This is a genomic window from Adhaeretor mobilis, assembly GCF_007741515.1.
Taxonomy (GTDB): Bacteria; Planctomycetota; Planctomycetia; order Pirellulales; family Lacipirellulaceae; genus Adhaeretor; species Adhaeretor mobilis.
Window position 1 is genome coordinate 5,637,697 of sequence record NZ_CP036263.1, and the last position, 18,110, is coordinate 5,655,806.

Consider the following 18,110-nt stretch of genomic DNA (forward strand, 5'->3'; position numbering starts at 1 on the left):
TGAATTTGGGTGTTTCACCTAGCTAATAGCTCAGCAGGGGTTGACTCAACAGGGGTTGATAGGGCCGCAATTTTGCAGCACGTCTTCACAGCTCACGATTCTTGGCTTCATTCTTTAGAGCTTCAGACTCAATTGTTTAGTTCTTAGCGTGCTTTGTGATCTTGGTGGTTCATCAAATGACTTGCCATAGAATTATGCCACAGACGAAAATGGTGCCTACGTTGCCAGCGCCTCCTACAGTGGTAGAATGGTGCCCCCCGCGCTGCTTCTAACCGCTTCCCACCAAAAAAGAACAGCTCCCAGCTCAACCACACGGAATGTGGTTCGGCAAGACGGTCCCCCCCTGGGAATTATTGCCGCCCTCCTGTGGTCTTCGCCAGTCGCCTCCAGGCGATCCATCCACCAACGCCAAGTATACCTGTGCTTGGAAGGATCCTTTCGATGCTTTGCTTTCCTAAAAAGCTCCTCCTGCCACTGCCCCTGATGGGGCTTCTCCTACTGCTGGGACTCTCCGCAGAACCAATACTAAGTCAGCCGGCACAGGCACAGCAGGCAATAAATCAACTTCGAGAGCCTGCTCGCCCAAATAGGTACGAACCTGCTAGCAACGCAGCTTCTAGCCAAGAAAATACCAACCAAGAAGCAGATAGCAAGGAAGCACCAACTACGGAAAGCACTGACAAGAACAGCACCGCTGAAGAGACATCCCCGATTGTCGCCACGCCGACGGGTGTCTCCCGCGAAGCGATTCAACGGCGTCTGGAAGCTCTAGAATCGGCTGGCCTCGACGAAACAGAAAAACGTCGGGCTACCGAGGCCTACCAGAGCGCGCTCGAATCGCTCTCCATCGCAGAAAAACAACAAGAAGAACTGCAATCCCTCACCGAGAAATTCGACAGGCTGCCTGAGAACATCAAGAAGTACCGGCAGGAACTCGCCGACCCCCTCCCCGCCAACCCGTCGATCGATCCCCAAGCAGATGTTGCCGAGTTGGAACGTCAAGCAACCGAACTTGAGCAAACGGTTAAACAGACGACCGAGTCACTTGCGAAGTACCAAGCAGAGCCAGCGATACGCACTACGCGTTTGGCCGAACTCCCGAGTCTGATTGCAGACGCGAAAAGCGAGCTGGCGGAGTTGCAAGAGCAGACTAAGGCAACGCCTGTCCCTGCCGATTCCACAGGAGCGAGCAACCTTTCGCTGGCAAAATCGCTCGCAGGGCAAGCCCGCCTACAAGCGCTCCAAGCAACGCTCGCCGTGATGGAGAAACAGCAGCAGTTGTACTCGACCGGTGGCGAGTCGCTGAAGCTTCGTCAAGATTTAATATCCCGCGAGCTGGCTGCTCAAGAGAAACGGCTTGCCAAACTGCGCGAGGTGATCAACAACCGACGCCAAGCGGACGCTACTGCCCAAGCCGCCAATGCCGCTCGCGATGCGGAGAAGAAACGTCTGCCCCCGATCGCAGCGCTCGCCAAGCGTAATGCGGAACTTGCCGATCTGCGCAAGGACGCCTCAGAGCGAATTGGGAAACTTACCAAAGAGCGTGAGGAAATCGCCGAACGAAACCTCACCCTCAAGACCGAATTCGAACGCAGCCAGCAACGCGCCGAAGGCACCGGCCTTTCCGAGGGTATGGGACAATTACTTCGTCAGCAACAAGCCGACCTGCCCGACTTGCAAAATGTAAAACGCCGCAGTGCGACCCGCTCTCAGCAGGCTGCCGACGTGGTGTTCAAGCAGTACGAACTCAACGACATGCGCAGCGACCTGTCGGCCCTGGACATTGAGGAACAGGTGGAGAAAGTAATCGCTCAGCTCCCCAAGAACTATCAAACGGGAAAGGCGCGCGAACGTGCCGAGCAAGAAATTCGTGAGCTGCTCGAAGCCGAACGCAAGTACCTGGACGATTTAATCGAGGACTACGACACCTATTCGCTGAACCTCATGCAGCTCGGTGCCGAAGAAGCGACCCTGATCAAACGGACCGAAGACTACGCAGCCTTTATTGCGAAACGCGTGTTGTGGATCCGCAGTTGTTTCCCGCTAGCCTCTGCCGACGTTCGCCCAGCTGTGGACGCATCTGCCTGGAGCCTCGACCCGCACCATTGGAGCGATGCGGTGACAACCTTAGCCCTTTCAGCCAGGGAGCATCCCTACCAGATTGGCTTGCTGTGCCTAGCAATGATCGTGGTCTTGGGTGCCCAGCGACGTTCGCGTCGCATCTTGCGAGAGATCGGCACCCAAGCGGCCAAAGGCTCTTGCACCAACTCTTTTATTACCGTCAGGGCCATCTGGCTGACGACAACGGTGGCCCTGCCCTGGCCGGTGCTGATGTGGTTCTCCGGGTGGTGGATGGATCGCCCGCTCCAAGAATCAGAATTCGTGCGATCGTTGTCGCACGGCCTGCGGTTCACTGCCAATTGCTTATTTCTCCTCGAATTTGTCCGCCAGCTTTGTCGTTCCGGCGGCCTGGCCGACGCGCATTTCCAGTGGCCTAGCGCCTGTTTGGTGCAAGCTCGCCGGAGCCTGCGTTGGCTTACTTGGGGCGCGCTACCACTCGTGTTATGGCTAGTTGGTTTGGAAGTACAAAATGTCGAACCGCTGTGGAGTTCCTCACTGGGTCGCGTGCTGTTTATTATTGTGATGTTGCTCCTCTCGGCCGTGCTGCGCAGGGTGCTCTTGGTCAGGGGTAGTCCGCTCCTATTGACGATGAAGCAATCCGGCAAAACGTGGCTCTCGCTACTGCACTACCTGTGGGGGCCGCTGCTGGTCATCCTGCCAGTGCTACTGGCTGTACTGGCAGGACTGGGGTACTACTACACGGCGCAACACATGGCGGTTCGTCTACTGCAAACCGTCGGCGTGATCCTCGGGCTGCTCGTCGTGGGGGGAACGTTGCGACGTTGGATTCTCATTAATCGCCGCAAACTGGCGAAGGAAAGTGCCCGCAAACGCCGTGAAGCACAACGGGAGCAACAGCAGCTGGCCGCTGCCGCCGACACCTCGACCACTAGCGCGACACCCATTCAAGAAATCGCCGAAGAAGTCGTCGACCTGAAAGCACTTGGTGCGCAAACCGACAAATTGGTTCACACGGTGCTCATGGCGATTGGGGCGGTCATCGCGGTACTCATTTGGCAAGAGATGCTCTCGGCTGTCGCCTTCATCACAGAGAAACCTATCTTCCTCACTAAAGGTGGGACCACCTGGGGGCAACTTCTGGGCTTTGGCCTGCTAGTGACAGTCACGTGGGTCGCCGTGCGCGACTTGCCTGCACTGCTCGACTTCGCCGTCCTGCAGCACCTGCCGATGGACGGCGGAAGTCGCTATGCCTTCACGGCAATTTGTCGCTACGCGATTTTGGCAGTCGGCATTGTCGCGGCTTTCGGCGCGCTGGGCTTCCACTGGGATAGCATCCAGTGGCTCGTTGCCGCCATGGGCGTCGGCCTGGGATTTGGTATGCAGGAAATCTTTGCCAATTTCATCTCCGGCATTATCCTGCTGTTTGAACGCCCCATTCGCGTGGGCGATATCATCACACTCGGCGATCGCACCGGCGTCGTGAATCGCATCCGTATGCGTGCGACAACCATTGTCGACTGGGATCGCAAGGAATATATCGTCCCGAATAAAGATCTCATCACCGAACGACTCCTGAACTGGACGCTCACCGATCACACCAACCGAATCGTCATCGAAGTGGGCGTCGCCTACGGCAGCGATACCGAACTCGCCTGCCAACTGCTCCGCGAAGCCGCCCACGAGCATCCATTGATTCTCGACGAGCCTGCCCCGGTGACCACGTTCGACCGCTTCGGCGACAGCGCGCTGAACCTCGTCCTCCGCTGCTATCTGCCGAACCTCGACAATCGGCTCGACACGATCCATCGATTACACACGATGGTCGACAAGAAATTCCGCGATGCAGGCCTGGAGATCGCCTTCCCACAAACCGACCTGCACGTGAGAAGTGTGCCCAAATCGGTAGAACGCCTAGCTCGCAGAGAAGCTGAAGCAGAAACCGTGGCATCGAACGGCGCCAGTAACGGTTCTACGTAGTGCCCACCCCGTAACCAATGGCCCGGGGTGCTGAAGCACCCTGGCCACAATCGGTTTGCGTTCGATCCACTCGATCACTCTCCACGATTTCCGTAGAGATACTCCATATCCGGCTTCTCCGTAGCAAAAAAGTGAACCCAAATATAGGCGTGACTAAATGCGGCAACTAAAAGTGCCGCCTTGGAGTTCAGACCAACCGCAATTGCCCAAAACAGCAGAAAGGCGTAAGCGTACATCCCGTTGCTGGTGAATCGGAAAATGCCCTTCTCCACAAGCGGCAGATCGCGGTAGCGCGGATCGAAATGATCGGCACCGGCCGCCCGCCTCATGCCGAAATAGCGCATGACGCTAACCATAGCGTAGCACCCCGGCAGCGCGAGCAGCGTCGTGAGAATGACTCGCGGGAGAACGGGAAGCTCAAGACTACCACGATCCAGCCACGCCAGCACAAACAGCGAGACGAATCGTCCGCCAAACAACAGAAAAAAACCTACGAGGTAGCCCCCAAAGCCTATCGCCTTGCTAGTCGCTGCGGATCGCAACTCCAACCGCCATGCCAACCAGACGAACAGTTGGTGCACGACCGGAAAAGCAACGGCTGTCCAAAAAGCTACTGGAAAGGGTCGACTAAGCCCCCCCCAGGCTAACCAAACGAGTACCAACAACAGCGCTAAGCTGCAGTAGTGGAGTGTCTGTCCAACCCACATGCCGGGTGCGGTCTTGGCAGCCGTCATATCGGGCTTTCTATTCTAGAGTGTGACCGTTTGCGAATCATGTCACTCCATCATAGCGACTGCAATTGCCGAGCGCGACTCAATCCTGTGACGGCATTCAATGGCACCAGCAAGCACGCTACGTAACGTAGGGCCTGGCGCGCCAAAGTACCCTGGCCACCTAAGCCTAGCCGGTCGCCCGGTTCTCCTGTGCTTCGCAATGACGGGAATAAACCCCACGCAGAGTCGCAGAGGATTGCATTTTCAACTCTCCGTCCTCCACGTCTCTGCGTGGGGCAAAAATTTGCCTATACTAAGGGTGAAGCAATAATCCGGCGGAAAACTCCCGCGAGCCACGAAAGACTGCAACTGCCTTCCGGCATGCTGAATCCAATCTACCTCACTGTCGCTGCAACGCTGCTCCACATCACCGTCGTCGGGACGATCTTCTTCCGTGTCGTCATGCGCAAGCCGTCGGTTGGAGTATCGCTGGCGTGGATGATTCTGGTCGGGACCATCCCAGCGGTCGGAGCCGTGTTTTACTTGTTGGTCGGTGAGCGGCGGGTCGGGCAACGTCGCGTCCGGCGTATTGAAGAAATGCGAATGGACTACGCACGGCTTGCCGAAGCGGTCATCGACAAGGGTCTGACCCAAGTCGATTGGACTCAACACCCAGCAGGCGCCCAAGGGATGGATCGCCTGGGAACCAGTCTGGCCGGTCTACCTACGGTTGCCGGTAGCACAGGTAAGTTGCTCACAGATTCGGACGCCATTCTGCAAGGTATCGCTCAGGATATCGAGGCGGCCAAGCATAGCGTTCTGATGGAATTCTATATTTGGAATGCAGGAGGGCTTGCAGACGATGTCGTCGAGGCACTGATCCGCGCCGCCGAACGTGGCGTTTCTTGTCGAGTCTTGGTCGACGCCATCGGTGCGCGGCCTTGGTGGCGCACCGATCAACCTGAGCGACTACGTACGTCGGGCGTAAAAGTTCAGGCCGCTTGCCCGGCTGGAATTTTCCGAGCACTGTTCAGCCGCAACGACCTACGCTTGCACCGTAAGGTTGTGGTTGTCGATGGCGAAGTTGCCTGGACCGGCAGCATGAACCTGGTCGATCCTAAGTTCTTTAAGCAAGATTCCGATGTCGGTCAGTGGGTCGATGCCATGCTGCGTGTAGAGGGCTCGGTGATTGCCCCACTTGCGATGACGATGATTAGCGACTGGATGCTAGAGACCGATGAAACCCTTGAGGAGATTGTCGAGTGTGCGAATTTGCGCACGGTGCAGTCGAAAGGCAATCAAGATATCCAGGTGGTCCCCTCAGGCCCCGTCGGGACTGCCGATGCGGCACTGCAGATGTTGTTGGCATTGATCAATGCGGCACAGGATGAGTTAGTGCTAACGACACCCTACTTCGTGCCAGACGAATCGATCGTGCGGGCTTTGCGTGGCGCGGCAGGGCGCGGGGTTGCAGTGCATTTGGTACTCCCCGAGCGCGTCGATTCCGTACTCACTCGCTACGCGAGTCGGTCCTACTACCAGGAATTACTGGAAGTCGGGATCTATATTCACCTGTTCCGCGGCGGCCTCTTGCACACCAAGAGTGTCACGGCCGACCGAGCGATCTCGATGTTCGGCACAGTGAATATCGATATGCGTAGCCTGTGGTTAAATTACGAGGTGTCTCTGTACGTCTACGGCGAAACCTTCGGCCAACACTTACGCTACGTACAAGAAGGCTACATCGCCGATAGCGATCTCGTCGATCTAGACGAGTGGGGCAGTCGCTCGCTGCTGCAAAAAATGATCGAAAACACACTGCGGTTGATGAGCCCCGTACTATGAGTGCGCCCGAGAGAATTTCCGCCGACGATTCGGGAATGCCGCTCCGGCTGATGACCTACAACATTCATAAAGGTATTGGCGGCCTCGATCGCAAATACCGTTTAGAACGCATCGTCGAAGTGATTGACCACTATCGCCCCGATGTTGCGTGCTTACAGGAGGTCGATGAAGGAGTTCCCCGTTCCCACCGAGACCATCAGGTCGAAAAACTGGCCGAGCAACTTGGCTACCAACACACGGCTTTCCAACGCAACGTAAAGCTTCGACGTGGTGCGTACGGCAACGCGATCCTTAGTCGCTTTCCGATTCAAGAATGCATCGACATTGATTTGACCGTCCGTCCCAAGAAACGCCGGCAAGCCCAACTTGCCCGACTAATCGCGGAGACTCCCCACGGAAGTGCCAACCTAACGGTCGTCAATTTGCACCTCGGCCTAGCAGGTTTCGAGCGCACAATTCAACTACGCCGCCTGTTTGCGAGCGGAGAGCTGAGCAAGCCGCCTAGTGATCACGTGCTGGATCAAGCCATCATCGTCGCGGGCGACTTCAACGACGTGTGGGAAAATCTCGGCAAGCGCCTCCTGCAACCCCAAGGTTTCCAACGGGCTGGAGCCGGGATTCGCACGTTTCCTGCCATCGCGCCGCTGCGAGCACTGGACGGCATTCATTTCCGTGGCAGGCCGTTGTCTTACGGGCACAGCTTCGCTGGACGAACCAACATCGCCAAACAGGCGTCCGACCACCGACCCCTGGTGGCAGATTTCGAGCTCAAATTGCAATGAGCTGCATTTGGCGTGCAGAATCTGTCATTCCGAAAGGAGTCGAACGACTGAGCAGTCCGGTTCACACTCGATTGCGCTTGTTAGGTGATCGAGATTGCAGACTGGATTTCTCGGTCGCTATCGCTCGGTCGAAGCGACATGACTCTTGCCCCTTCACTTCTCTAGTCTCCGTGATCGCCACGACCTCTGCGCGAGACTCCTTTCTTAGGGTACCGCACAGATTCATGTAAAATGCACGCTAAGCAACCCATGTGGGTCACTCAGGGGTTAGATAAATTGGTGCCCAAACTGATAGCGGTTTGGACAAGCTCAGCGAGTTCGGGGGATGTTCCTGCGGTCGGTCAGGAACGCCCCCGTTCACCGGGCCGCGGCGAACGAATTCGATTCCAAAACCCGCGCGGCCCACGGCTCCATGTCCAACGCTTTTTTATCCGCTTTCTTCCTTCACAATCTTCCGATGCCGATTCCACCTGAGAACCAAGATGAGAATGATCGGCAACGCAATCATTAAAACGTCAGCAACGACTGGAGAAGCAATAGTCCCACGAATCACAGTTGCATTAGATGGAACCACTAGCGTCTGTGCGGCGGTAGACGCCTCAACATAATCATGCCGAATGAACACGACAGAGCCATTGAGCCGGTTGTGTGCTTGAAACCTTGCTGGCGGTTGATAGCTTGCTGCACATTGCGACACCGGGATCACCAGTAGGTCCGATCGCTCGTCCATCACACTGTAGGAGTATCCGGGAAAAGACGCAGCTATCGAATCCGAGATTGTGCGTCGGAACCAACGCCTATAGTCCTCCTCGCCGTGGATACGGTACTCGTCAATATGCTGTACAGCCTTTGTAGGCCTATCCTGAATGCACCCGGCCAACTCCACAGGTGGTATGCGAAACCATCCGCTCCAGAGAGCAACGGCACCAGTCAGAACGAGTAGCTCGCCAAGTGAAAAGCGTTTAGGCATGCGTTAGACCCAGCTCAACTTCGCTTTGTTCGGATAACGTATAAGGCTCAGTTGCCGGCCGCCCGCGGAATGCAGGCTCCAAACCGACAACAACATCATAACGCGGGCGTTGCCGGTCAACTGCAGCCGGTGGTTAGGGCGATCCTTCGGGATGCTTGGCGAACTTCGCAATCCAACCTTCCTCAGTGAACTGCTCACCGTGAAGCCCGTCAGATTCATCAGCGACATTGACCCCGTCGACCATCACGTGCACATTCTCAAAATCGTTGGCCTCGACCAGAGCGAACAGAAAGTCGTGCATACCGGTTTCGATCGCTTGGATTACACAGCGTCGGATCAGGTCGATTTGCTCGGGCGTCTGATCTGCAAGTTCACGCTGAAGGTTTTGGAGAGACGGAGCACGCCAGTGACCTTGAGAGGCGAGGTCAAAAAAGTCGATGGCGTTGTCGCGGAGCTTGGTAACGACGATCTTCCCAAACTTGTCCACGGCGGGATGTGCCATATCGCCCTAACGTAAAAGGCTCAGTTGCCGGCCGCCCGCGGGAGCGGGCGTTGAACCGACCACACCATTCTACACGCGGGCGTCGCCGGTCAACTGCAGCCGGTGGTTAGCCACCGTCAGACGGCCACAGCACGTTAAGCGCATCTTTGGCAACTTCGTGCAACTCTTCCTGTCGCTCAGTTTCCGTTGGGTCTTCAGCCAGGCGGGCCAGCTCTGATCGGAACTGCTCAGCTGTGTCAGCGGGCATCGTGCTGATGAGCCGGAAGATGCACCAGTATTTCCAGACGTGGTCATTCCCTCGCAGGACGGTCCATATCAGCGGTGCCATCTCATTTGGTAGCGTCGTGAGAAAGTCGCCAATAGGCTTCGATACTGGCCAGTTGCAGTCTTGTAGCCATTCGAGGAGATCAGGCAAAACGGGAGATACAGCGGGATGCCCCAACGCGATGAGAGCTTCTGCGTTCGCGATATCGAACTTGTCGCGTGGCAGGTGTTCGCGTACGTCAATTGCCATAGGTGGCTAACGTCGAAGTCCTCTCACACCTGCCCCGGGGCGACGCTTCGACTGTGGGTTAAAGGTTGAATGGCCATGGAAAAATGAACTCGCGGCGGGGCAGGTGTTGAGAGCGACGCCTTGTTCGCCTTAATTTTTATGTGTTGTGATTGAACGAGTAGAGTCGTCCTCCAACGAGATCAACGATGAAAAAGTCCACATCGCCAACGCAACCTGAAGGCCGATAGTAAAAGAAGGCGTAAAACGATCCCTCGCTCTTCAATGCGGATCGAATCGCTTCAAAGTGATTGGTGAGTTCTGACGCATTGCCGGCATCGTAGGTGCTGAGAGCGAAATCAAGATACTCCTGGAACTTCCCATCGAAGGGAGATCGCCTCCAGCGCTCAAAGCTCCAGTGATCGCGATAGCTGGGGTGCTTCGGGTATTCGGAGAGCAACCTCTCGTCCGCAGCTTCGAAACGCGTCCGGATCGAGGACGGTAGCTCATAGACAGAAATCGAATACCCATCCCCGTTGAACGCCCGCTCTGAGTCGTATTCAAAGATTGGAGGCCCGAGGTCCACTTCCGTGTCGTAAAGCCCTTCGAGATACCGCTCGTCAGCACCTGCATTCACTATTGCCGAGGCCCCTGCCAGCAATCCAAATGCGATGATTGGGATTCCGATCTGCAGCCCCAGTCGCTTCCATCGCTTCTTAACGGCAGTGTAGATTATCCAGATGCCGTAGGGAATGCACCCGAGTAGCGTGACGAGGAGGGCTATGCCCCAAATGGCTGTCACGATGTCACTCATTTTTTAAAGGCGAACGTTAGGCATAACCGGGCCGCCGCGGTTGATGCACCATTTGAAAACGCGTGACCGGCGGCTCCGCGTTCATGCCTTTGTTATGCCGCATTTTGTGCGACGGTCTTCTCAATAGCACTCAAAGGAACGCGATACATTGCCATCGTCATCAACAAACAGGTAAACGCTACCCATGTCTCCAAACACGGCGCAGTTGTCATCACCGTAGATGCCTTTGTCGTTGAATTGCAGATCAAGAGCATCACGGTGGTTGGACCACGGGAATGGCGCGTAGGGTGCTGCCTGAATGGAACCCAATTGGCAGAGGAACTGCCCGGGCGAGTCGTCACCGCTTTGGATGAAATGGGGCAGCCCGCCAATCTTGGTGCCGTTAAGAATTGGGAGATTGTAACCTTGCGACACGTCCAATTCGTAGGTGGCGTCACCAGCGGCGGGATAGTCGGCAGACCGATATCGGACTCCATAGAATGGACCAGCCGAACCAACCGCAGATAGTACATTAAGATCCCGCCGTGGAGTGGCCGCAGCGGAAACCCAGTGAAACGTGAGGCCATCGTCACCCCAAAGCCAGTCGTCTTCGTTTTCTGTCAGGAGCAAAAGGATGGTGCCGGGAAGGTCGGCGTCAATGATGTCCATTGAGTCGCCAAAATTGAATTGTGCGAGGAAGCGGCACGGCGAACCAGTGCTGGCATTAGGCCATTCCATGTCATCGGGCCAAAATGGTCGGCCACCGACCTTGGTGCATGCAGGATCGTCAGGTTCGCCTTTGCCAAACACGAAAACATCTGTGGGGAAAGTATCGCCAACGCGAAGTTTGTGACGGTCCCGGAGCGTTTCGACTGAGTAGAGGTCAAAGGCGCTGGTGATGAGTTCACCGGACAGCTTCTTGTCGCTCATCTCGGCGTCGAACAGTGTTGCAGCGGTGGCAAGATCGAGTTCGGCGTGCGCCTTGGACGTGTTCCGTTCAATCATGTGCAAGTCTTTAGCGGCATAACTTGTTATTAGACACAAAAAATGTAGATAACACCTGCTTATCTACAAAAAGTGTGGATAAGCAGACTCCGTAATTGTATCAAAATCGTCCACTTCTGGCATGCTGCCGGGATGATGGCAAAGTGTAGAGAGGTGAATGCCTACCCTAGCTCAGCTTCATCGTCCGAGGCACTTTTCGCAATTCTCTAACGACAAGAGGGGTTGATGACCTCTGTCTCAAACAGCAGCCCCAAAATCGGCCAAATTCGACGTTCTAGGCACAAGTTTGGCCACTTCCGTATCTGACCAAAGGAGGCGTCGAACTGAGCCACCTGAAGTAGCTGGAATCAGAGCCTCCATAGCAGTAGGAGCAGTGCAGCCAGTATTGCGACTGAGACTACAGTTCGTACCTGATTCCATCGATTCCACTGCGATTCAAACGATAGACGTGCCTGACTGGCGGCGTCTTCATCCAGCGAATCGCAATCAAGAGACTGCACCTCGTTGTTCAGCGGGATGTTGACCGTCATGGTCGGCAACTGCACGAGGAAAACGCTTGCCAATGCAGCAGTTGAGATGATTAGTCGGCTTTGCACACCGGGATCCAGCAAGGCCAGTGCCGCAGCAACGATCAACGCAATGGATGAGCCCAGCCACATGATCATGAATAGCGGCTGGCCACTTTGGATCACGCGATCGATTGCCTGAAAGCTACGAAGAAAGTCTCGATCACTCAGTTGCCTAATCCCCGGCATGACCACGGCAGAGAACGCAAACAGGAAACCCGCCATCAATGCGTTTAGAAATGTCGCGACCATTAGAAAGTATGCGTAAGTGCTCATGTCTGGAGCGTACGGTTTCTCTTGTAGGTCCGCAATAATCTAGTGCTCTACGAAAGCTACGCTGAGTGCGATTCGGGTCGAGATCCGACGCTACTTTCGCTTGGCTCCCAACTGACGCAGGAGGCGTCGAACTGGGGTAGATAATGTCCCAAAAACGGACGTTTTTGGGACTGCTGGCGAGAGATTGTCGCTAAAAAGCTTACGCCGATGGTTTCGTTCCAAAAGGCGTCCCTCAATCAAAGTCCCATAACAAGCAGCGGTTCTAGCTTTTTGGGAATCTCTTAGAGTGCATTTTTACATGAATCTGGGCGATACCCTTTCTTTGCCTATAATAGAGTCTCGCAACTCCCCACCGATCGCATACGAAGCAAACGCCATGACAACCTCCCAAACCACCGCCCTGGAGTCTCTAGCCGAATTGGCCGACAAGCCGCAGGAACTCTTCGACCGCGTGGCTCAAGACCTCGCCGCAGCCGAGCAGTGGCATCAGTTGTTCGACCTGCGACTCATGCAGCGACGACACGAGCTGGGCTTGCCGCTGGAGCGCAACAGCACGCTCGAAGACGTAGACGAGTCGCTCCGCGATGATCTGGAACAGGGCTACCTAGCCGCCTGCCGCGAGGTAGGCCAGTTGCTCCTCGACAAGCACCAGCTCCGCGAGGCATGGATGTACCTCCGCCCAGCCAGCGAAAAAGAGATGGTGCGCAAGTACTTGGAAAGCGTCGTTCCGAACGAAGACAACTGCGATGCGTTGATCGAAGTTTCGCTGCATGAAGGAGTCGACCCTGAACGCGGCTACGCGTGGCTGATCGCCAATCACGGCACGTGCAATTCGATCACGACGCTCGACTCGTTGGCCGGCCAATTGCCCGAACAGCAACAAGAGTCCTGCGCCGCCGTGTTGCTGCGTCATGTCTACGCAGAACTCCAAGGCAACATGCGTGGGCACTTGCACCGCTTAGAAGGCGAAGCGCCCGAGGGCATTTCTATCGGCGAGCTCATGCAGCAGTTCCCCGCGCTCACCGAAGGAGGCAGCTACCACATGGATGCCTCGCACCTAGCAAGTACCGTGCGCTTCGCCCGGTTACTTACCGATCCGCAGCTCGTGAAGAAAGCCATCGAGATTTGTGAATATGGCAAGCACCTTATCGAAGACATGCAGTACCCAGGCGAAGCGCCCTTCGAAGAGCTCTACCCCACACACGAACTGTTCCTTCGCGCCACACTCGGAGAACGCGTCGACGAGGCAATTGAGTTTTTCACTCGACGTGCCCGCGAAGAACAAGCAGCCGAACCGGCGCTCGGCGTACCCACCAACACTGCCGTAGAAACACTACTAGTATTGTTAAATCGCAACGAGCGGTACGCTGAAGCAATGGAACTCTACGCAGAGCTAGTGCCCACCGACCGAGCACTTTCGCCCCTGTCGCCAACCCTCCTGGAACTGGCCACCCAAAGCGGCGATTGGCAGCGTTACGAAGCACTCTGCAGCGAACGCAACGATATCGTCGGCTATGCGGCAGGACGGGCCCTGCAACAAGGGTAGCTTGCTACCCTTGCGGTACATCTCGCAATGCCATCACAGCTTAGTCACCAAGAGCAGAGTACCTACGAGGGCAGCAAGTTACCCAAGGCACCCCGAGAATTTTTCTTGCCGCTGGGCTACAGCCTGCTTACGTTGGGTGGCATGGGTAGCTTGCTACCCTTCGGCTACCGTGACCGATCGCCGCGTCTGGTCGGCGGACCTTCGCCATCGCGGGGGCCGAACTCACCACCTGGCGACGGACCACGCCGACGATCACGCTCGCCACGTGGCTGTTCGCGTGAACTCCCACCGGGTCCTTCATGCGCTCGATCGCGCTGCCGATCTCCCTCGGGGCCACCGCGTCCCGGGCCACCACGTCCCGGCCCCGCCGGACCAGGGCGATTACCATCACGCGGCACTCGCTCCCAGTCGGGGCGATAGTCCCAACGAGAATCAAACGGCTGACCTGAATCGCGATGGTACATACTACGCAAACGACTCTGCATGTCCGAAGGCGAGAGACTTAGCAACTCAGCACGCTGCTCGGGAGAGAGCTCTTTCGTGAAGAAGCGTTCGAGCTCAGTCTCTGAAACTTGACCTTGAAGTGAGCGAGACTGTCGATACCAGCGCATCACTTGTTCGAGTTTCTGCTCTGGGGATAATTCCCGAAAAGACTCCTTTACGTTCTCGGGCAATGCCGATTGCCACTCATCACTTCGATCAGCCAAATTCCGGTACTTTCGACGCCACTCCTCCGGGTTTCGTCCTCGCTTGGCTTGTTCGAACAAACGCATTCTTGCTTGCATCACAGGTTTGGCCGCTTCGAGAACTTCACGTAGCTCCTTCTCGTTGAGCTGGAACTTCGCGTCGGCGCGAGCCTCCACTAACCACTGCGCGACCGTTTTCGCGCGTTCCTCAGGATCATCGATACTACGCAGTTCATACTGTTTTGCCTCAGGCAATCCGCTTACCCAAGTTTCATACGCAATCAGAGTCGGCAGCAATTCACCATCAGTCACCGTCTGGTGGAGTTTCTGAATACGCTCTTGCTCCTCATCAGACAGTTCACGATAGAGAAGCGTCTGATAACGCAGTTGGGTCCGCTGCTGGGTGTCGATTGTCGCAAGCCAAGTATCTCGTTCACGCAAGTCTGAGAAACTCGCCAGTTGCTCGGCTTTCGCTTGAATATCTTCTTGTTCTTCGGGGGATAAATCTGTAAGTAGGTCCGTGCGCTTGGCCAATTGCTTGAGGAACGACTCATCCTTGAACTGGGAGTACGAATCGACATGCAGAACCACCGGCAACTGAGCTCGCAACTGACGATTAGGACTCGTCCATGCTAGGCGGAACATCACAAAACCCAACAGCGCTGCCGAGCCGAAGAGCAACCAGTTGGAAATGCGTCGCTTCCGCTGCACGACAGGCATAGCGGTGGTTTTTTCGAGCACTTCCCGCTCAGCAGCGGTAACGACCATTTCCATCGTCGTGCGTGAGAATTGATCGCCGACCGTCGTCTGCGGCAGCTCATCCAAAGCGGCCCAAGCCTGCTCCAACTGCTGGAGTTGCTGCCTGAATTGCTCGTCCCCAGCAAGCCGCTTCTCTACCTGCGCATTCTCCGCCGGGCTGAGCTCGCCATCCAAATAGGCGACGATCAGTTCTTGCGAGGAAGTATCAGCGGTTGAGGGGGGGTGCTTTGCCAAGTTTCAGTTTCAAATCAGGTTATTTTGAACCGTAGATAATTGAGTTAAGAATCGATGTCATTCCCAATGGAGTCAAACGACTGACCAATCGGGTTGGAATTCCAACACAGCAGCTAACTGGATCTCTCGGTCGCTGTCGCTCGGTCGAAGTGACATGCTTATTCGAGTTTGCAGTTCTCCGCACCTCACTCCACTTTCTGCCCTTGTTGCATATACGGTTGAATCACATCGCGCAAGTTCGCTCGCGCACGAGAGAGCAGCGACTTCACTGCTGGCCCGCTCAGGTGCATCACTTCTCCAATTTCTTGATAGCTCAGGTGTTCAAACTTGTTGAGCAGCACAGCCATGCGCTGCCGCTGGTCGAGCGTGGCAATCGCCACATTGACAATGTCGCGCAGTTCAGCCTTATCGAGTTGTCGGGTTGGCATTTGGCCACTAGCCGCCACGGCCTGGACTTCGAGTCCGTTGAAATTTTCCTCGCCGCTATTGCGAGCGGCTAGGTTCACTTCCTGTCGACGAGCCAGAGATCTCCTTGCGTTGGAAGCTACGTTGTTGGCGATCGTGAACAACCAAGTCGAGAACTTCGAGCCAGGCACATAGCGCTTGCGAGCGCGGTACACACGCAGGAATACATCTTGGGCTAAGTCCTCGGCCATGTCGCGTTTACCCACCAAGTGGGTCATCAGCGATACGAGCCGGTTTTGGTAGTTCTCCACCAACTGTTCAAACGCCTGCGCATCGTCATCGCGTACGCGCAGCATCAACCGCACATCAGGGTCCGAGGACGTGTAACGCTGAGCAGTGGTGTCAGAAATCGCCAACGGCGTACTATCCTCCCTAAAATGGGTTTAATACTGGGGAACCGAGTCATTCTAGCTTATGCGGAATCGATGGGGGAACTCAACTTGAAACCCCTGATAGAGGGCCCAGTTTCGCAGAAAACGCAAGAACGAGACCAAATCTGAAGGGATCGCGCAGCTCCACCCTCTCCCAGTTAGCCTCGGTACTTGCACCACGATGCTATGGATTTCGCCACGAGAAGCCAGAGGATGCGCCAAGCTGAGAACACCTTGCGCTAAAAGAAACACCCACCAAGAGGCTCCAGAGGATCAAAAAAAGACTCCCTGAAGCCTCTTGGCAGATCATGGCGTCGTAAGGATTACCGTGAACCGTGCGTCAAGATTCAGACCGGTGATTTAGCCGCTCGGTCTCTACTTTCTGACAGGGCAGCTCTGGCGAGAGCTCCCCACGACGAATCGGCACGCTTCGCGGTGCTTCGATGGCCAACCGAACACGACCGCCTCGATTCCTCACTACTTTCACAATGATGTCGTCGCCAATCCGAATTGTCTCGTCTTCCCTTCGAGTCAAAACTAACATTGCCTTCTCCTCCGTTTGGCCCCAACCATGCGGAAGTCTCTAGCAGAACGCCGATGCGGCTACTACAGAAACCTGTTACCTCGCCGGAGGGGATTATATCACATATTATCGGAAGTTCGTTGTTAGTTTTCCGGAGTCACTTAGGTGGGCATCCACCGTCACCATGGATTTAATCTGCTATTTCCCATCAATCGCAAACCGGAGGCGCCGAATCGCTATGAAATTATTCAGCGAGTACCGCTGCTAGCATGGCTGCCTTAGGCAGAAACTTCGCACTGGGTAGCAACCGAGCATATTTCGCCGCTGAGCTTGCTTCGCGATCAAGGGAAAGCGGAGCAAGCTCAGCGGCGAAATGGGACACAGAAATACGCAGAGATCCTATTCCAGCGCAAACACTTCCTGCTGCGAGCGTCGCAACTGCCCGCAAGCCGCGTCAATACGGTTGCCTTTGCGGTGCCGAAACTGCACCCGAATGCCCGCCTGCTCCAGAATGTCGCGAAACGCATGTTGCCGCGCGAGCGTCGGAGTTTCGTAAGGCAAGCCCGCGACCGGATTGTAGGGAATGACGTTCAGCAGCGCTTCTCGCCCGGAAAGTCGATCTGCCAGTTCGCGGGCGTGCTCGTCTTGATCATTCAGATCGTGCAATAACACATACTCATAAGTCAGCCGCCGGCCGGAAACGTCGAAGTACCTATCGGCCGCGTCGAGAATCGCGTCGAGCCCAATTTTATCGTTCACCGGCACCAGCTTATTTCGCAGCTCGTCGTTGGGAGCATGCAGCGAAATCGCCAGGCGGTACGTTCGCTTGTGCTTGGCGAGGCGATCGATGCTTGCCGGCAAGCCCACGGTGCTGATCGTGATTCGCCGAGCAGAAATCCCCAGGCCGTCCTCGCGGTGAGCTTCCTCCAATGCCGGCAATAAGCCGTCGAGATTTGCCAACGGCTCACCCATGCCCATCACTACGATGTGACTGAGCCGCTCTTCCTTGGCCAACAAATTTTGCAGTAACAGGATCTGCTCGATGATCTCGCCCGTCGTAAGATTACGATCCACGCCATCCAACCCGCTCGCACAAAACACGCAACCCATCCCGCAGCCGACTTGTGTGCTGATACAAATGGTGCGCCGTACCTTGTCGCGTAGCAATACGCACTCGATCTGCCCCCCGTCGGCCAGGCTCAGTAGCAATTTCTCTGTGCCATCTTCGGCCTTCGTATGCTTCGCGACGCTGCTAGTCCACAGCGGTAGCTCCGCCGTCAGTTGATCCCGTAGCGCCTGCGGCAAGTTCGTCATCGCTTGCCAGTCGGCTGCGCGTTTCTCGAATAACCAATTGCGAATTTGCTTGCCACGAAACTTTGGTACATCGCGCTCCGCAAGCCACGCCGTGAGCGTGCTATCAAGCGAGTCCAGGAGGTGAGTAGATTGGGAAGGCATGTTTATGAGACAAGTTCTGCGAATGAGCGTAGGGTACTGCCGAGTGGAGCGAGGCATACCATGTCCGCTG

16 protein-coding genes are annotated in these 18,110 nt (G+C 55.8%); 4 read left to right on the forward strand and 12 right to left on the reverse strand.

What is annotated here, in order from left to right; translation table 11 throughout:
• Positions 1-441 precede the first annotated feature (441 nt).
• Entirely contained in the window at positions 442-4,059 is a 3,618-nt protein-coding gene (locus HG15A2_RS22210; protein ID WP_145063445.1) for a mechanosensitive ion channel domain-containing protein, read from the forward strand.
• Positions 4,060-4,133: 74 nt separating this feature from the next.
• Here HG15A2_RS22210 and HG15A2_RS22215 read toward each other — a convergent pair whose 3' ends face one another.
• Complete coding sequence (locus HG15A2_RS22215; protein ID WP_145063447.1) at positions 4,134-4,793, reverse strand: methyltransferase; 660 nt, start codon at positions 4,791-4,793, stop codon at positions 4,134-4,136.
• Between the two features lie 360 nt (positions 4,794-5,153).
• Between HG15A2_RS22215 and cls the strand changes: the two genes are divergently transcribed.
• Together cls and HG15A2_RS22225 are read left to right on the forward strand one after the other, a co-directional pair.
• Complete coding sequence (gene cls / locus HG15A2_RS22220) at positions 5,154-6,617, forward strand: cardiolipin synthase (RefSeq protein WP_145063449.1); 1,464 nt, start codon at positions 5,154-5,156, stop codon at positions 6,615-6,617.
• Positions 6,614-7,399, forward strand: a complete 786-nt coding sequence (locus HG15A2_RS22225) for an endonuclease/exonuclease/phosphatase family protein (protein WP_145063451.1) — start codon at positions 6,614-6,616, stop codon at positions 7,397-7,399. Before cls ends, HG15A2_RS22225 begins: the two co-directional genes overlap by 4 nt.
• A gap of 427 nt (positions 7,400-7,826) precedes the next feature.
• Here the strand turns inward: HG15A2_RS22225 and HG15A2_RS22230 are convergent, their stop codons facing one another.
• From HG15A2_RS22230 to HG15A2_RS22255, 6 genes are all read right to left on the reverse strand, one after another.
• Complete coding sequence (locus HG15A2_RS22230) at positions 7,827-8,369, reverse strand: hypothetical protein (RefSeq protein WP_145063453.1); 543 nt, start codon at positions 8,367-8,369, stop codon at positions 7,827-7,829.
• A 133-nt stretch (positions 8,370-8,502) separates the two neighbouring features.
• The gene (locus HG15A2_RS22235; protein WP_145063455.1) at positions 8,503-8,871 is read right to left on the reverse strand and encodes a hypothetical protein; all 369 of its coding nucleotides are present in this window, start codon (positions 8,869-8,871) and stop codon (positions 8,503-8,505) included.
• A 106-nt stretch (positions 8,872-8,977) separates the two neighbouring features.
• On the reverse strand, positions 8,978-9,385 hold the full coding sequence (locus HG15A2_RS22240; protein ID WP_145063457.1) for a DUF5071 domain-containing protein: 408 nt from the start codon (positions 9,383-9,385) through the stop codon (positions 8,978-8,980).
• A gap of 136 nt (positions 9,386-9,521) precedes the next feature.
• Positions 9,522-10,175: a BCD family MFS transporter gene (locus tag HG15A2_RS22245; RefSeq protein ID WP_145063459.1), complete on the reverse strand. Its 654-nt coding sequence runs from the start codon at positions 10,173-10,175 to the stop codon at positions 9,522-9,524.
• 120 nt (positions 10,176-10,295) lie between these two features.
• Complete coding sequence (locus HG15A2_RS22250; RefSeq protein WP_145063461.1) at positions 10,296-11,159, reverse strand: DUF1963 domain-containing protein; 864 nt, start codon at positions 11,157-11,159, stop codon at positions 10,296-10,298.
• A 347-nt stretch (positions 11,160-11,506) separates the two neighbouring features.
• Complete coding sequence (locus tag HG15A2_RS22255) at positions 11,507-12,001, reverse strand: anthrone oxygenase family protein (protein WP_145063463.1); 495 nt, start codon at positions 11,999-12,001, stop codon at positions 11,507-11,509.
• 376 nt (positions 12,002-12,377) lie between these two features.
• On the opposite strand from HG15A2_RS22255, the gene HG15A2_RS22260 reads away from it, so the two are divergent.
• The gene (locus HG15A2_RS22260; protein ID WP_145063465.1) at positions 12,378-13,547 is read left to right on the forward strand and encodes a hypothetical protein; all 1,170 of its coding nucleotides are present in this window, start codon (positions 12,378-12,380) and stop codon (positions 13,545-13,547) included.
• 164 nt (positions 13,548-13,711) lie between these two features.
• Here the strand turns inward: HG15A2_RS22260 and HG15A2_RS24360 are convergent, their stop codons facing one another.
• The 5 genes from HG15A2_RS24360 to rlmN form a co-directional block, all read right to left on the reverse strand.
• Positions 13,712-15,226, reverse strand: coding sequence for an anti-sigma factor (locus HG15A2_RS24360; RefSeq protein WP_218932177.1), 1,515 nt, complete (start codon positions 15,224-15,226; stop codon positions 13,712-13,714).
• 185 nt (positions 15,227-15,411) lie between these two features.
• Entirely contained in the window at positions 15,412-16,047 is a 636-nt protein-coding gene (locus HG15A2_RS22270) for an RNA polymerase sigma factor (protein ID WP_218932178.1), read from the reverse strand.
• Positions 16,048-16,402: 355 nt separating this feature from the next.
• Positions 16,403-16,606 carry a carbon storage regulator gene (locus HG15A2_RS22275; protein WP_145063467.1) on the reverse strand — a complete coding sequence of 68 codons (204 nt, stop codon included), beginning with the start codon at positions 16,604-16,606 and terminating at the stop codon, positions 16,403-16,405.
• A gap of 223 nt (positions 16,607-16,829) precedes the next feature.
• Entirely contained in the window at positions 16,830-16,967 is a 138-nt protein-coding gene (locus HG15A2_RS24365; protein ID WP_218932179.1) for a hypothetical protein, read from the reverse strand.
• A 17-nt stretch (positions 16,968-16,984) separates the two neighbouring features.
• Positions 16,985-18,040, reverse strand: coding sequence for a 23S rRNA (adenine(2503)-C(2))-methyltransferase RlmN (rlmN, locus tag HG15A2_RS22280; RefSeq protein ID WP_246117828.1), 1,056 nt, complete (start codon positions 18,038-18,040; stop codon positions 16,985-16,987).
• Between the last annotated feature and the right edge of the window lie 70 nt (positions 18,041-18,110).

Excerpts from the sequence above, each read along its gene's own strand:
- HG15A2_RS22210 (WP_145063445.1), top strand. The coding sequence starts at position 442 with ATGCTTTGCTTTCCTAAAAAGCTCCTCCTGCCACTGCCCCTGATGGGG.
- HG15A2_RS22215 (WP_145063447.1), bottom strand. The coding sequence starts at position 4,793 with ATGACGGCTGCCAAGACCGCACCCGGCATGTGGGTTGGACAGACACTC.
- cls (WP_145063449.1), top strand. The coding sequence starts at position 5,154 with ATGCTGAATCCAATCTACCTCACTGTCGCTGCAACGCTGCTCCACATC.
- HG15A2_RS22225 (WP_145063451.1), top strand. The coding sequence starts at position 6,614 with ATGAGTGCGCCCGAGAGAATTTCCGCCGACGATTCGGGAATGCCGCTC.
- HG15A2_RS22230 (WP_145063453.1), bottom strand. The coding sequence starts at position 8,369 with ATGCCTAAACGCTTTTCACTTGGCGAGCTACTCGTTCTGACTGGTGCC.
- HG15A2_RS22235 (WP_145063455.1), bottom strand. The coding sequence starts at position 8,871 with ATGGCACATCCCGCCGTGGACAAGTTTGGGAAGATCGTCGTTACCAAG.
- HG15A2_RS22240 (WP_145063457.1), bottom strand. The coding sequence starts at position 9,385 with ATGGCAATTGACGTACGCGAACACCTGCCACGCGACAAGTTCGATATC.
- HG15A2_RS22245 (WP_145063459.1), bottom strand. The coding sequence starts at position 10,175 with ATGAGTGACATCGTGACAGCCATTTGGGGCATAGCCCTCCTCGTCACG.
- HG15A2_RS22250 (WP_145063461.1), bottom strand. The coding sequence starts at position 11,159 with ATGATTGAACGGAACACGTCCAAGGCGCACGCCGAACTCGATCTTGCC.
- HG15A2_RS22255 (WP_145063463.1), bottom strand. The coding sequence starts at position 12,001 with ATGAGCACTTACGCATACTTTCTAATGGTCGCGACATTTCTAAACGCA.
- HG15A2_RS22260 (WP_145063465.1), top strand. The coding sequence starts at position 12,378 with ATGACAACCTCCCAAACCACCGCCCTGGAGTCTCTAGCCGAATTGGCC.
- HG15A2_RS22275 (WP_145063467.1), bottom strand. The coding sequence starts at position 16,606 with ATGTTAGTTTTGACTCGAAGGGAAGACGAGACAATTCGGATTGGCGAC.
- rlmN (WP_246117828.1), bottom strand. The coding sequence starts at position 18,040 with ATGCCTTCCCAATCTACTCACCTCCTGGACTCGCTTGATAGCACGCTC.